The sequence below is a fragment of the Sphingobium sp. RSMS genome (assembly GCF_005406185.4).
GTDB classification, from domain to species: Bacteria; Pseudomonadota; Alphaproteobacteria; order Sphingomonadales; family Sphingomonadaceae; genus Sphingobium; species Sphingobium fuliginis.
In genome coordinates, this window is record NZ_RPFK02000003.1 from 30,761 (window position 1) to 45,038 (window position 14,278).

The 14,278-nt window shown below is 67.2% G+C and carries 14 protein-coding genes; 7 read left to right on the forward strand and 7 right to left on the reverse strand.

Features of this window, described 5'->3' with window-relative positions; genetic code table 11:
* Positions 1–29: 29 nt before the first annotated feature.
* The 7 genes from EGM87_RS23435 to EGM87_RS23465 form a co-directional block, all read right to left on the reverse strand.
* Positions 30–1,325, reverse strand: a complete 1,296-nt coding sequence (locus tag EGM87_RS23435) for a type II restriction enzyme NmeDI-related protein (RefSeq protein ID WP_021247421.1) — start codon at positions 1,323–1,325, stop codon at positions 30–32.
* A gap of 248 nt (positions 1,326–1,573) precedes the next feature.
* A complete protein-coding gene (locus EGM87_RS23440; RefSeq protein WP_021245555.1) occupies positions 1,574–1,963 on the reverse strand; it encodes a copper-binding protein in 390 nt (129 codons plus the stop codon).
* An 11-nt stretch (positions 1,964–1,974) separates the two neighbouring features.
* The gene (locus EGM87_RS23445; RefSeq protein ID WP_025549154.1) at positions 1,975–5,118 is read right to left on the reverse strand and encodes an efflux RND transporter permease subunit; all 3,144 of its coding nucleotides are present in this window, start codon (positions 5,116–5,118) and stop codon (positions 1,975–1,977) included.
* The gene (locus tag EGM87_RS23450) at positions 5,115–6,605 is read right to left on the reverse strand and encodes an efflux RND transporter periplasmic adaptor subunit (protein ID WP_021243085.1); all 1,491 of its coding nucleotides are present in this window, start codon (positions 6,603–6,605) and stop codon (positions 5,115–5,117) included. The genes EGM87_RS23445 and EGM87_RS23450 overlap by 4 nt, the downstream gene beginning before the upstream one ends.
* A complete protein-coding gene (locus tag EGM87_RS23455; protein WP_013039107.1) occupies positions 6,602–7,864 on the reverse strand; it encodes a TolC family protein in 1,263 nt (420 codons plus the stop codon). Before EGM87_RS23455 ends, EGM87_RS23450 begins: the two co-directional genes overlap by 4 nt.
* A gap of 63 nt (positions 7,865–7,927) precedes the next feature.
* Positions 7,928–8,185, reverse strand: a complete 258-nt coding sequence (locus EGM87_RS23460; protein WP_007683334.1) for a hypothetical protein — start codon at positions 8,183–8,185, stop codon at positions 7,928–7,930.
* A gap of 77 nt (positions 8,186–8,262) precedes the next feature.
* Positions 8,263–8,625, reverse strand: a complete 363-nt coding sequence (locus tag EGM87_RS23465; protein WP_007406428.1) for a hypothetical protein — start codon at positions 8,623–8,625, stop codon at positions 8,263–8,265.
* A 243-nt stretch (positions 8,626–8,868) separates the two neighbouring features.
* On the opposite strand from EGM87_RS23465, the gene EGM87_RS23470 reads away from it, so the two are divergent.
* From EGM87_RS23470 to EGM87_RS23500, 7 genes are all read left to right on the forward strand, one after another.
* Complete coding sequence (locus EGM87_RS23470) at positions 8,869–9,225, forward strand: hypothetical protein (RefSeq protein ID WP_025549152.1); 357 nt, start codon at positions 8,869–8,871, stop codon at positions 9,223–9,225.
* A gap of 143 nt (positions 9,226–9,368) precedes the next feature.
* Positions 9,369–9,794: a heavy metal-responsive transcriptional regulator gene (locus EGM87_RS23475; RefSeq protein WP_021243089.1), complete on the forward strand. Its 426-nt coding sequence runs from the start codon at positions 9,369–9,371 to the stop codon at positions 9,792–9,794.
* 332 nt (positions 9,795–10,126) lie between these two features.
* Positions 10,127–10,444, forward strand: coding sequence for a hypothetical protein (locus EGM87_RS23480; protein ID WP_021243090.1), 318 nt, complete (start codon positions 10,127–10,129; stop codon positions 10,442–10,444).
* 19 nt (positions 10,445–10,463) lie between these two features.
* Positions 10,464–12,389, forward strand: coding sequence for a 2Fe-2S iron-sulfur cluster-binding protein (locus EGM87_RS23485; protein WP_137710515.1), 1,926 nt, complete (start codon positions 10,464–10,466; stop codon positions 12,387–12,389).
* Positions 12,389–13,117 (forward strand): hypothetical protein, encoded by a 729-nt coding sequence (locus EGM87_RS23490; RefSeq protein ID WP_007406424.1) that lies wholly within the window; start codon positions 12,389–12,391, stop codon positions 13,115–13,117. The genes EGM87_RS23485 and EGM87_RS23490 overlap by 1 nt, the downstream gene beginning before the upstream one ends.
* The gene (locus tag EGM87_RS23495) at positions 13,114–13,836 is read left to right on the forward strand and encodes a hypothetical protein (RefSeq protein WP_007406380.1); all 723 of its coding nucleotides are present in this window, start codon (positions 13,114–13,116) and stop codon (positions 13,834–13,836) included. Before EGM87_RS23490 ends, EGM87_RS23495 begins: the two co-directional genes overlap by 4 nt.
* Positions 13,823–14,266, forward strand: a complete 444-nt coding sequence (locus EGM87_RS23500) for a DUF1622 domain-containing protein (protein WP_007406411.1) — start codon at positions 13,823–13,825, stop codon at positions 14,264–14,266. The genes EGM87_RS23495 and EGM87_RS23500 overlap by 14 nt, the downstream gene beginning before the upstream one ends.
* The last annotated feature ends 12 nt before the right edge of the window (positions 14,267–14,278 follow it).

Below are 14,278 nucleotides of genomic sequence, written 5' to 3' on the forward strand. Positions count from 1 at the left end.
ATTCCGCCCCCTCCCGCAAACGCCCCCTTTCAGGGAAGGGGGCTTGAGATCGCCTTGATGGCCTTCAATCCCGTTCCAAAACGAGCGATCGCGTCCCTGTTTCTCTCCAGCTCGCCATAGGGCAGATAGGCGAAGTCGAGATCGGCAATACGGCTGAAAGCCGGGCGACGGAGTTGCGCGCGAACGTCCTGCTCGCGCGCATTCGGTGCGACCAGGAATAGCCCGGCGGCAGCGTGCAGATCGCTCCCCGACAGCGCCAGATCGAGCATGCGCACGATCCCCGAGTAGATCGAGGTCGAATGTTCAACCTCGAACGCGGCGGCGACGCCGTCGCCACCCTTCGCCAGCCACAACACGTCGATGAGGCGGATCGAGTCCGCTCCGGGAGAGGTCGCAATGGCGTCTGGAAGGCGCTCGAGGCATCCCTGTCCAAGCGGGCAGCCAGCGTGAAGTCGACCGCGGTCATTGGCGGCGATCCACACATCGTAACCGAGGGCATGGCCGAGGTCGCGCAGCCAGGCCTGGATTTCGGCGTGCGTGCGATCGGTTTCGCCCTGCGCGGCGGCTGTCTTGTCGAGCCGGCTTGCCTCCGCTCTGGCATGTTCCAATCTGCCGAGCCAGTCGTCGGCCGCCGTTGCGTCATCCTCCAGCGGTGGCGCGGGATAGCGGCCCGAGCCAATGTCGAACAACAGTCCGCCGATCGCGCCGAGATCGTTGGAGAGCAACTCGCGGTAACGGTCGTTGAGGTCGAGGATGCCGGCGCGCATGGCGAGAAAATGATCCCATGAGCCAAGCTTCACCTTGGCGCCGGTGACGGCGTTGTAGCCCTTGACGATCGCGGTATTGAAGGGCGGCACCAGCGTCGGGTGAAGGAAATAGAGCAGGTTGGCCGCCGCCGGACCCAGCCCCTTGATCTTGAGCGCATCTATGCTGCGGATGTGGCTGATGATCTCCTCGGCGGTGTCGCAGCACGAGCAATTGTCGAGCAGGCGACCGAACGCCCGCTGATTGTCCGGGCTTTCGTAAATGTCGGGAATGCGCAGCTTGGGCTTCCACAGCCAGGCATGGTCGGCGCCCTTGAAGATCTGCCGCTGTTCGGCGATCGAGTGGACAACCGTTTCCAGTGACGAGCCGCGATAGGCGACGCCGAACCGCCCACTTTCGATTTCCACGACCACCTGCTGCAGCCCCCGACGGATGGAGCGGAAGTTTTTCAGGCGTTCGTCCCAAAGAAACCAGGAGCGATAGGTGGCGCCCGGATCGTCTCGCCAACGACGGACAAGCTCGCTCAAGAGATCATGATGTGTCGTGGGTAACAAGGTCATACTGGCTCGGTCATCCTGAACTGGCTCCTTGCCGCTCAGGCTATCGCGGGCAAGGGCGGCTTGCACGTTCAATGTGCGATCCGCGAAGCTTGCTCAAACTGCCTGTGATCGCGCAGGGAAACGCGGCTGGCGTTGGGCGTTGCCGATCGCATCCGTAGACCGGGCGCACGGCCAGGCAGACGGCCGGCAGGGGCGTCGCCGCCCCGGAGCGGCGACGCAACCAGCTTCTTTTGGTCGAACTTAGCGGATCATTGCTTTGTGATCGCGGTGACCTCGCCATCGCTGCCCTTGAGCGAGAGGTCGAAATCGACCTTGTCGCCGACCTTGACCGCATCGGTGATCGCGGGCGCCGCCTTGAACGCCATCGTCATCGCCGGCCACTTGGCTTCGGGGATCGGGCCGTGGTTGAGCGTGATCGTGCCCGCCGTCTTGTCGATCGCGGTGACGGTGCCATGGCCCTTGGCCTTGATTGCGGCGTTCGCGTCGGGCGCCATCGACATGTTGCCCATGTCGCCGCTCATGGTCGCGGCAGGCGCCGCCTGGTTGGTTTCGGTTGTAACCGGGGTCTCGCCCTTCTTGCCGCACGCGGCGGTCAGGACGGCAAGGCCGAGGGCGAGGGTCAGTCGTGCATGTCTCATAATCGTCTCCTTCATGATGAAGCGGGTTGATGGATGGGGTCGGTCTTCGGCCGGCGCAGCAGCAGATAGGCGGCGGGCAGGACGAACATCGACAGCAGCGGCGCGCTCAGCATGCCGCCGATCATCGGCGCCGCGATCCGGCTCATCACCTCCGAGCCCGCGCCCGATCCCAGCAGGATCGGCAGCAGGCCGGCGAGGATCACCGCGACCGTCATCGCCTTGGGCCGGACGCGCAGCAGCGCGCCTTCGCGCACCGCGGCCTTCACCTCGGCGGCGTCCGGATTAGCCGTGCGCTCGGCCAGCGCATTCTTGAGATAGATCAGCATCACCACCCCGAACTCGGCGGAGACGCCGGCTAGCGCGATGAACCCGACCCCGGTCGCGACTGACTGGTTGAACCCGAGCAGATAGAGCGTCCAGATGCCGCCGGTCAGCGCGAACGGCAGCGTGCCCATGATCAATGCCGCCTCGTCGAAGCGGCCGAAGATGAGGTACAGCAGCACGAAGATGATCAGCAGCGTCGCGGGCACGACCAGCTTCAAGCGGTCGACCGCGCGCTCGAGATATTCGAACTGGCCCGAATAGGCGATGCTGACCCCCGGCGAGAGCCGAACCTGTCTCGCCACCGCGCGTTGCAGATCGCCAACCACCGAGGCGAGATCGCGCCCGCGCACATCGACATAGACCCAGGTCGAGGGCCGGGCATTCTCGGTCTTGAGCATCGGCGGCCCTTCGGCGATCGTGACATTGGCGACCGTGCCGAGGGTGATCTGCTGGCCCGCGGGCGTCAGGATCGGTAGCCCCCGCAGCCCGTCGAGGCTGTCGCGCAATTCGCGCGGATAGCGCACGCTGATCGGATAGCGGGCGAGGCCCTCGACCGTCTCGCCGATCGTCTCGCCGCCGATCGCGCCCGAGACGATGGCCTGCACGTCGGCGATGTTGAGTCCGAACCGCGCAGCGGCGGCGCGGTCGATGTCGACATCGACATAGCGTCCGCCGGTCAGCCGCTCGGCGAGCGCCGAGCTGACGCCCGGCACGGTCCTGGCCACGGTCTCGACATCATGGGCGATGCGGTCGAGCTCGGCGAGATCACTGCCCGACACCTTGACCCCGATCGGGCTCTTGATGCCCGTCGCGAGCATGTCGATGCGGTTGCGGATCGGCGGCACCCAGATATTGGCGAGCCCCGGAAGCCTCACCCGGCGATCGAGCTCGTCGATCAGCTTCTCGGGCGTCATGCCTGGTCGCCACTGGTCGCGGGGCTTGAACTGGATCGTCGTCTCGAACATCTCGAGCGGGGCGGGGTCGGTCGCGGTCTCGGCACGCCCCGCCTTGCCGAACACGCTTTCGACCTCGGGCACCGTCCTGATCAGCCGGTCGGTCTGCTGGAGCAGTTCGCTCGCCTTGGCGGCCGAGAGACCGGGCAGGGCCGAGGGCATGTAGAGCAGGTCGCCCTCGTCGAGGTTGGGCATGAATTCGCCGCCGAGCCGGCTGAGCGGCCAGGCCGTGGTCGCGAACACCAAAGCCGCGATCAGCAGCACGGTCTTGGGCCGCTTCATCGTCCAGTCGATCGCAGGCCGGTAGAGATCGGTCAGCCAGCGATTGACCGGATTGGCCTGCTCAGGCGGGATCCGCCCCCGGATCAGCCAGCCCATCAGGATCGGCACCAATGTCACCGACAGGATCGCGGCGGCGGCCATCGCATAGGTCTTGGTGAAGGCGAGCGGCGCGAACAGCCGGCCCTCCTGCGCCTCCAGTGTAAACACCGGGATGAACGACAGCGTGATGATCAGCAGGCTGAAGAACAGCGCCGGCCCGACCTCGGCCGCCGCCTCGGTGACGAGGATCCAGCGCGTCTCGCCGTCGAGATGCGTGCCCGGATGGTCCTGCTCCCAGCGCTCGATCTTCTTGTGGGCGTTCTCGATCATGACCACGGCCGCATCGACCATGGCACCGATCGCGATGGCGATGCCGCCGAGCGACATGATGTTGGCGTTGACGCCCTGGTAGCGCATCACGACGAAGGCGGCGAGCACGCCCAAGGGAAGGGTGAGGATCGCGACGAGCGCCGAGCGGACATGCCAGAGGAAGAGCGCACAGACCAGGGCCACGACGACGAACTCCTCGACCAGCTTGTGGGTGAGGTTCTCGACAGCACGGTCGATCAGCTGCGAGCGGTCATAGACCGTCACCACCTCGACGCCCGGCGGCAGGCTCCTCTTGAGGTCCGCGAGCTTGTCCTTGACCGCCGCGATCGTCTCCCGCGCATTCTTGCCCGAGCGCAGGATCACGACCCCGCCTGCGACCTCGCCTTCACCGTTCAGCTCGGCGATGCCGCGCCGCATCTCGGGGCCGATCTGGATCGTGGCGACGTCGCCGAGGCGGATCGGCACGCCGCCGGCCGCCGTCTTCAGCGGGATCGCGCGGAAATCGTCGAGCGTCTTCAGATAGCCTGAGGCGCGCACCATATATTCGGCTTCGGCCAGCTCGAGCACCGACCCGCCCGCTTCTTGATTGGCCTGCCGGATCGCCTCGACCGCCTGGGCGTGGGTCACCCCGTAGGCCGCGAGCTTCACCGGATCGAGCAGTATCTGATACTGCTTGACCATGCCGCCGATGCTGGCGACCTCGGCGACGCCGGTCACGGTCTTGAGCTCATAGCGCAGGAACCAGTCCTGCAGACCGCGCAGCTGCGACAGGTCATGCCGGCCGGTGCGGTCGACCAGCGCATATTCATAGACCCAGCCAACCCCGGTCGCGTCGGGCCCGAGCGCGCTGCGCGCGCTCGCCGGCAGGCGCCCCTGCACCTGGTTCAGATATTCGAGCACGCGGCTGCGCGCCCAATAGAGATCGGTGCCGTCCTCGAAGATCACATAGACGAAGCTGTCGCCGAAGAAGGAATAGCCGCGCACCGTCTTGGCGCCTGGCACCGACAGCATGGTGGTGGTGAGCGGATAGGTGACCTGGTTTTCGACGATCTGCGGCGCCTGACCCGGGTAGCTGGTACGAATGACGACCTGCACGTCGGACAGATCGGGGAGGGCGTCGATCGGGGTGGATCGTACCGCCCAGAGGCCCGCGCCGACCAGCGCCAGCATGCCGATCAGAACGAAGAAGCGGTTCTTGACCGACCAGCGGATGAGATGGGCGATCATCGGCCCGCCACCTTCGCCATACGCCGCAGCGTCGGTCCCGCCGGGGGCCGGTCGAACCCGAACCGAACCCGGTCGCCCGCCTTGAAGCCGCGCGCGATGCCCGGATCGGCGAGCGCGAAGGTCATCGTCATCGCGGGCCAGTCGAGCGCGGGGACCGGTTCGTGGCTGAGCGTCACCGCATTGGCCGTGAGCCGCTCGATCTTGCCCGTCGTCTCGTACAGCGTGGCTTTCGACCTCGGCGCGGCGATGGTCGCCGATGCCGCACCGCCGCCGATCGGCCGCGCCTCGATTCCCGACAGGCTCGCCTCGGAGTCGATCAGGAACTGCCCCGAGGCGACGACTTTCTCGCCGGGCGACAGGCCGGCAAGGATCTCGGTTTCACCGCCCGCCTCGCGGCCGATGCGGACCTCGGCGGGATGATAGCGCCCGTCGCCTGCGGCGAGCATGACGAGCGTGCGCTTGCCCGTGCGGATCACCGCCTCGCTCGGCACCAGCAGCGCCGGCTTGGCATCGCCGCCAAGCACGACGCTGGCGAACATGCCCGGCCGTAACCGCCCGTCCCGGTTGGGCAGCTCGATCCGCACGGTGAGCGTGCGGCTGTCGGCCTGCGTCGTCGGCAGGATCGCGATCACCCGGCCGGCGAAGCGCTCGCCGGGGAAGCTCGCCAGCGTGGCGCTGGCATTCTGGCCGACCCGGACATCGCCCGCGCGCGCTTCGGGCACCGCGGCATTGAGCCAGACGGTGCCGAGCCCGCTTACCTGGGCGAGCGTCTGGCCCATGGCGAGCGTCACGCCGGCACGGGCGTCGAGCGTCTGGATCGTGCCCGAGATCGGCGTCGTGATGGTCACCACGCCGTTCGGCCGACCGCTCCGCTCGACGCTGGCGATGAGGCCGTCGGACATGCCCATCAGCCGCAGCCGCTGGCGCGCGGCCGCGGTGAGATCGGGCTTGCCGAGCCGCCTGACGCTCAGATATTCGGTCTGCGCGCCGCCCCATTCGGGCAGGAGCAGGTCCGCGATCGGCGCGCCGGCGCGGACCACGTCCCCGGGCGCTCGCGCATAGACGCGGCTCACGAACCCGCCCGAACGCGCCTGGATGACGGCGACGTCGCGCTGGTTGAAGTCGATCGTGCCGGTGACCTCGAGGGCCGAGGCAAGGCTGCCCATCTTCGCCGCGACGACCCGCAATCCCAGGCTCTGCCGCGCGGCGGGATCGACGGCGACCGTGGGGGCCGCGCCGGCGCTTCCTCCGTCCGCGTATCGCGGCACGAGCTGCATATCCATGAAGGGCGACTTGCCGGGCTTGTCGAACTTCTGGTTGGGGAACATCGGATCGTACCAGTAAAGGACTTTGCCTGCCCCGGCGGGCGTGGTCGCCTCCGATTGCGGTGCCTGGCGATGGCCAGCCCAATAGCCTGTGCCGCCGGCCAGCAGCGCGACAGCCAGGATCGATGCGCCCCAGCGCAGCGCGGATTTATCGAGCGTCATGGCCGCTCCTCCCCATAGGTGATAGTGATGCGGACCGCGTCGCGCGCGACGTCGGCTTCGCGGTTGAGCGCCTCGACCTCGGCCTCCGCGAGCCCGAGCGTCGTGAGCAGCGCGGCGCCAAGGTCGAGCTTGCCGGCGCCATAGCTGTCGCGGTCGAGCTCGGCGCGGTGCCTGGCGAGTGGCACCAGCGTCTCGCGGGCATTGCGCAACCGGGAGAGATGCATGGCATGGTCTGCGAGATCGGCGTCGAGCTGCGCCACCAGCTCGCGGCGGATCGCCTCGCGGTCGAACCGACCCCCTTGCGCAAGGCTCTCGCTTGCAGCGATCCTGGGGTTCTGGCGCTTGCCGGCGAACAGCGGCAGGTCGATCGACACGCCGACCGAGGCCATGTCGCCGTACATGGGATCGCGCCGGCCATAGGTGACGCCGACCTTCCAGTCGGGGCGCTTGTCGGCGCGCGCGAGACGCACGTCCGCTTCGGCGACTGCGATCCGCGCGTCCTGCGCGCGCAGGGCGGGAAGCGCATCGATCCCGGCCCGCAGCCGGATCGGATCGACATCGAGCATCGGCGGGTCGCCCGTCGCCTGCGGGTCGGGGTCGCCGGTATAGCGCGCGAGCCGGGCCCGCGCCTGCGCCACCACCGCAGCCATCTCGGCGCGGCGATCGGCGATGGCGGCGCGGAGCTGGTCGGGCTCGAGCGCCTGGCTCGGGCGCGCGCTGCCCGACGCCAGGCGTGCGGTCACGGTCTTCTGCAGGTCGTCGAGGCTGGCATCGAGCAGGTCGAGCTGCCGGAGCCGGCGTTCTCCATAATAGAGATCGACCCAGGCGAGGGCGGTCTCGAGCCGCACGTTGCGGCCTTCGACCAGCTCGCCCGCCTCGGCGATACCGATATCGGCCGCGGCGCGCGCGGCGCGTGCATGGCGCTTGGCGAGATTGGGGAAGGTCTGGCTGAACCCGATCGTCGCCATGGTGAAATCGTCGCGCGTGAAGCTGCCGGCATTGGGGCCGCTCACCGGGAAGTTCTGCAGGCCCAGGTCGAGCGTCGGATCGGGCAGGCGATCGGCCGCGACCGCCGAAGAGCGGGCGCCGGCTGTCGCCGCCGCGCGCGCCTTGAGGCTTGGCGCGTTGGCGGCAGCGAGCCTCACTGCCTGCTCGTAGGTGAGCGGGCCGGCCGACACCGGCACGGCCCAGGCGCTCGCAAGCGTCGCACCGATAGAGAGCAACAGGCGTCGCACAGCGCGCCTCGGCATCATGATCATGGATATCATCCCCTCATGACAGAGGCGGCGCGCCAAGATGTGACGCGCCGCTCCGGAGCGGGTTTAGCCCTTGTCCGACCTGACTGCGCCGCGCATGCAGTCGGCGGCGCTTGCCTGCATCATCGCGCAATCGCAGCTGGCCATGTCCCGGCTGTCGGGCACCCATATGCGGACACGCGCAGGGCCAGTCGCCCGCGGACCATATTGCGGCGCCGACCGCCATTCCCAATGGCCTTGCGGCGTGCGGCTCGCGTCGGTTGCAAGCGCAGGCGCGGCGAGACTGAGGGCCGCCACAAGGGCGGCCGGAAGCAGTTTGATCATCACGAAAACCTTTGACTGAAAAGAAGGAAACCGGGCGCGCACGCATCGATCGATGCGCGCAGCCCGTGCTCGTTCAATCAGGCAAGGCTGGTGGGAGGATCCGGCTCGGGCGCAACCGCCTTGCCGGTCAATATCGTGTCGGTCGTCCAGAAGCTGGGCGCGTCGTAGAGACGCGCAGGCGCAACGCCGCCTGCCAGGTCCGCTGCGACCAGCGGGATCACGCACCCCATCGCGGCGATGCAATCGAGCGTCAGGCCCTTGCAGGGCTTTTCGCTGGGCGCAGGCTGCTGCTTGGCCATCATCGCCATGCAGTCCGCATCCATGCCCTTGGCCAGCGGCGCGCCTGCCGCCTGCGGCACGCTGTGCGCGGCCGCCATCTGGGCTCCGAAGAGACCGGACAGCGCTCCGATGACGAGCAGGAGGGCGAGCAGGCGTTTCACGGGCCTCGATATCTAGCGGGTTTCGCGGGCGCAGCCAACCAAAGTCTCGCGCCGCGCGGATTTTGAAGTGCTGACGGCTGATTCCGTCAACTCCGCGTCAATAAAGATCCGGCCCGGGGAAGAAGATCGGCTGCGGCCTCTACGTATATCGAGGCTGGACCCGGGACCGTAGTCCCAAGCCTGAAGAGACGCTCTTCCCCTCGGCAAAGTCCGGGCGGTGGCTTACCATCCAAGGAGGTGAATATGGTCAGAAAAACTCTCATGGTCGCGCTTGCCGGCATTTCGATGCTTGCTGCCGTCCCCGCTATGGCCCAGGGCATCGGGCACAGCCTGTTCATGCGCGGCTCGATCGTCGACACGGGCAGCAACGGCACGGTCGTCTGCATCGGCAAGGCCGATGGCGCCGAGGTCGGCCAGAAGCTCGAGGTCTATCGCGTCGTGACCCATCCGGGTCCGTCCAAGGGCGTGGCGCCGACCTATCACCGCCAGCTCGTCGGCCATGTGACAATCGACCATATCTTTGACGATCACTTCGCGCACGTGTCCGTCGCCGACGGCACGCCTGCCAAGCACGACATCGTCGAGCTTCGCAAGAACTGACAAGCCGGTGGCCCGGCGGCACGGGCTGCCCTGATGCGACGCGTCGGGGCAGCGGGCCGCCGGCGACGAGGAGACCGTTCGGGGTCAAAGCGAAACCGCTTGACCCTGGACCATGGTCCAACCGGCATGATCGAGCGGATGACATGGGCAATTTCAAGATCGGCGAACTGGCCGCGGCCGCAGGCGTGGGCCGCGATACGATCCGCTATTATGAGCGGATGGGCCTGCTGCGCGAGCCCGCGCGCACGGCAGCGGGCTACAGGCTCTACGACGCGACGGACCTCGAGCGCGTCAACTTCATCCGCTCGGCGCAGGAGCTTGGCTTCACCCTCGATCAGGCCCGGCAGCTGCTGGCGCTCAGGGCATCGGACACCGCGCATGCGCAGGCCGTGCTCGATATCACGCTCGCCAAGATCACGGACGCCGAAGTCCGGCTCAAGCGCCTGTCCGATATTCGCGACATGCTTCGATTGCTTGCCGATGAGTGCCCGGGCGAAGTTCCTGTTTCCGATTGCCCTATTCTCACGTTCCTCACGGAAAGGCGGAGATCTGATCACCGAAAGATATAAGAGCAAGCCTCGCAGGAAGAACAAACACCATTATTAAAAGGGGATTTATCATGACACGAATGCATATAGTGGCTGGGATTGTTCCAGCATTGCTTCTGGGCGCCTGTGCGACGACGCCGCCTACCTCCGCACAGGTCGAAAGCTGTAGGGCCATGGAGGGCGATATGGGTCTCCAGACACGTCATGACCATGGCGAGATGAAACAGCAGGGTCGTAATCCCATGAACCTGTCGCACGATCAGTGCCGCAAGATTCTTCGCCAAGCACAATGATTCCTGCTCCGGGTGGCTCGGGCCCACCCGGAGATTCCTCCAGTACGAAAGGAAGAAGCAATGGTCGGAAATCGAAAAGTCATACTGTCGCTAATCAGCGTTAGCCTGCTCTCGATGGCGGCGCTTTCGGGCTGTGAGCGCAAGACCGATCAGACGGTGCCGGCTGCGGCCAACAGCGCCGCACCCGCGGCTGGCGCTGATAGCGTAAATCCCGCCGGCATGGATCATTCGGACGCCATGGCCAATGAACAGGAGATGGAGCGGCATCACCAGCAGGCCATGGACCATGATGCGATGCGCCAGGGAGGCATGAACAGCAGCGCTCCGAAGACCGAGCCTGCGCCTGCGGATTCGGCGATGCCGATGAAGGACATGTAAGGGCGCGAAGGGGGTCGACATGTGCGTTTGGACCAGCCTTCGCCTTTCGGGTCTGGGGTTGTTGCTCGCTTTCAGCCTTCCCTCTGCGAGCGTGCACGCTCAGGAGGGCGAAGACCATTCGGCACATCATGGGGATACTTCGGGCGGTGCGGGGATGGCCGATGGCGCAATGTCCGCAAAGCCCGAGGTCGGCACCTCCGATATGGCCTCGATGATGAACTCTATGATGGAGCGCATGATCAACGGCGAAGGCGAGAATGAACATGGGCACGATTCCCGCCGCACCGCATTTTTTTCGCAGTTGCTCGCCTTTCCCGCGCTCGACGAAGCGGCCCGGCAGCGGGTCGCTGCGCAGGCCGGGGAACGGGTAAGCACGGGCCTGTCGATGGTCAACGCCGCCTCGGCCGACGGCGCGCGTGCGACAACGGTCTCGGCCCGGCTCGATGCGGCGCGCCGGATGCGCGAAGGGACCGACCTGTTCCGCTCCGGTACCGCCGCGCAGGGCGCGATCGGAGGCTTGCAGCCGCCCCGGGAGGTCGGGCTTGCCTGGCTGCGCGATCAGCTCGACATCGACCAGGCCGCGCCCGGCCATGCCGATCACTGGTTCGGCATCTCGCCCTCGCACCTCCTTCTCATGCTGTTCCTGGGGCTGGTGAGCGCCACGCTTATCGCGCTGCAGATCTTCCGCCTGCGGCGGATCGGGGCGATCGCCGGCGGTGTCGCCACCGCCAAGGTTCCAGCAAAGCCGGAGCCGAAGGCTGCCCCTCCCGCTACCAGGGTTGCGCCCGCGCCTGCACCCGTTGCCGACAGCGCCGGGCTCGCGCCGAGCAATGCGGCCGCACCCGCTGGGGCGTCGCTGCGCAAGCCCAAAAGCTGGGCGGGGCAGCTGCGCGTGGTCCAGATCGTGCGAGAGACGCCGAGCGTGCTGACCTTCCGGCTCGCGGACCCGACCGCCGACCGGCTGCCGTTCGACTTCCTGCCGGGCCAGTTCCTGCAGGTCGAGGTAGAGCCCGAAGCGGGCAAGACCGCGCGCCGTTCCTACACGATCGCCTCTTCGCCGACCCAGCGGGCCTATGTCGAACTGACGGTCAAGCGCGAGGAGCAGGGCGTGGTCTCGCGATACCTGCACGACAAGGTCGTCGCCGACGATCTGCTGAAGGTCAGCGGACCGTTCGGCGCCTTCACCTTCACGGGAACGGATGCCCAGAGCATCGTGCTGATCGCGGGCGGGGTCGGCATCACCCCGATGATGTCGGTGCTGCGCTATCTCACCGACACCGCGTGGAAGGGTGATATCTTCTTCTTCTACGGCGCACGGTCGACCGAGGAATTCGTGTTCCGCGACGAGCTCGAACGGCTCGAACGCCGTTTTCCCAACCTCCATGTCGTCGCCGCGATGCAGCGCGCGCCCGGCACCGTCTGGATGGGCCCCGAAGGGCCGATCACGCGCGAGATGATCCTGGCCGCGGTGCCGGAGATCGCGAGCCGGCGCATCCATATGTGCGGCCCGCCGGCGATGATGGGCGCGATGCGCGGCGTGCTGGCGGAACTCGGCGTCCCCGAAGCGCAGCTGCACACCGAGGCGTTCGGTCCGGCCTCGCTGCCGGCCGACCACGAGGATCTCGAGGTCAAGCCCGCGCCCCCGCCAGCGGATAAGCCGGCCCCGAGCGCCGAGGTGGCGCCGAGCACGGTGACCTTCTCCGTGTCGGGGGTGTCGGCGGCCTTGCCCGCGGACGAGACCGTGCTGGAGGCGGCCGAGGGCGCGGGCGTCGAGATCCCCTATGCATGCCGTGCGGGCACATGCGGCGCCTGCGTGGTCAAGCTGCTGCAGGGCGAAGTGACGATGGAGGTCGAATCCGGCCTTGCGCCCGCCGACAAGGCGCAAGGCTATGTGCTCGCGTGCCAGGCGAAGGGGACGGGCACGCCGCTCGTGGTCGAAGCCTGATGCGCGAACGCAGCGACATTGCCGTGGGCCTGCTGGTCGCGTTCCTGCTGCTGTTCCCGTTCGGCTATCTCGTGCATGTGTCGCCCCGCTTTCCGGGTAGCCTGGCCGGCGGGATCATCGGGATCGCAGCGCTCGTGCTGATGCTGCTGACGCTTCCTTATGTCGCGGCCAAGCACATCGCCTGGGTCGACAAGGCGCTCTCCCGGGTCGTCAGCAAGCCAACCCTGCTCGCCATCCACATCTATGCCGGCGTGCTGGCGCCGATCCTGGGTCTGGTCCACGCCGCGCACAAGCTCGAAAGCCCGGTCGGCCTGCTTCTGACCGTCCTCCTGCTGATGACGGTCATCACCGGCTTCATCGGCCGCTACCTGCTTGCCCAGCTTGGTCGGGCGCTGCGCGGACGCAGGTCAGAACTGGCCTCGCTTCGCGCCGCCTTCCTCGAGGAGCCGGCGGCGCCGACGCAGGCCGATACCGCAGCCCCGCCGCTGTCGGGCTGGAAGCGCTATCTGTTCGTCGCCGGGGATGCGTCCGCGGGCCAGCGCCCCCAGGACAAGGCGGGGATCGCCGCAGCGCTGGCCGATACCGAATTCGCGATCCGTGCCGAAGAGGCAACCAACACCCTGTTCGCGCGGTGGCGGTTCCTGCACATCCTGCTGGGCTGTCTCATCTTCGCGCTGCTCGCGCTCCACGTCGGCGCGGCGATCTATTACGGGCTGCGCTGGCTATGAGCTGGCAGCGTCTTTCCTACGCCGTCTTCATCGCAGCCCTGCTGGTGATGGTCGCCGCGGTCGCGATCCGGATGCGATCGGACGCGCCGAGGGATGCCGGCCTGGTGGCGCAGCTCGTCTCGCCCGGCCCGCTCTCGAGCGCGCACCAGTCCTTTGCCGGCCAATGCACGGCCTGCCACACGCCGGGCAAGGGCGTCGAAACCCGGACCTGTCTCACCTGCCATGCGGGCACCGATTTCGGGACGAAGCAGTCGACGCAGTTCCACGCGAAAGCGACGCAGTGCACCTCCTGCCACGTCGAACATGAGGGAGAGCGCGGCATCATCCGCATGGATCACGCCGCGTTGCTCGACATGGCGAAGTGGCGGCAGCCTTTGGCGGGCATGTCGACAAACACTCGAAGCCTGACCCCCGAGACCGCGCTCAATTGCGCGAGCTGCCATGCGTTCCGCGATCCGCACCAGGGCCTGTTCGGCACCGACTGCGCGAGCTGCCACAAGACCGACAGCTGGAAGATCGCCAATTACCGCCATCCATCGGTCAATTCGACGCAGTGCGCCGAGTGCCACAAGGCGCCGCCGAGTCACTTCATGGAGCATTTCAGCATGGTCTCGCAGCGCGCAGCCGGATCGAAGGCGCGCGTCGACCAATGCTATGCCTGTCACGCCACCGACAGCTTCAACAATATCCGCAAGCGAGGCTGGTATGATCACCATTGAGGCCGACTGGCTGAGCGCCTTCTTCCGGCTCGCGGTGATCGGCCTGGAACTGGCGGGCACGCTGACCATCCTGGTCGGCGCGGGGCTCGCAACCTTTCTGTTTGCGCGGCGGGCGAGGGCGGGCGACCGAACCGAGGCCTATAGCGCGTTCCGCTCGGCGCTCGGCCGCAGCATCCTGCTCGGCCTGGAATTTCTGGTCGCCGGCGACATCGTCAAGTCGCTGGTGATCAACCCAACGCTCGACGATCTCATCGTTCTGGCCGGGCTGGTGCTGGTGCGGACCTTCCTGAGCATCTCGCTCGGGGTCGAGATCAACGGCCACTGGCCCTGGGAGGAAACCCGGATGGCGCGGGAGAAGGCGCGTGCGGCGTCGGATGGGTCGCCTGCGACGGCTGAGGCCGCCGGATGCGGCACAGCGCTCAAGGGATAGCAGATGGGAGGT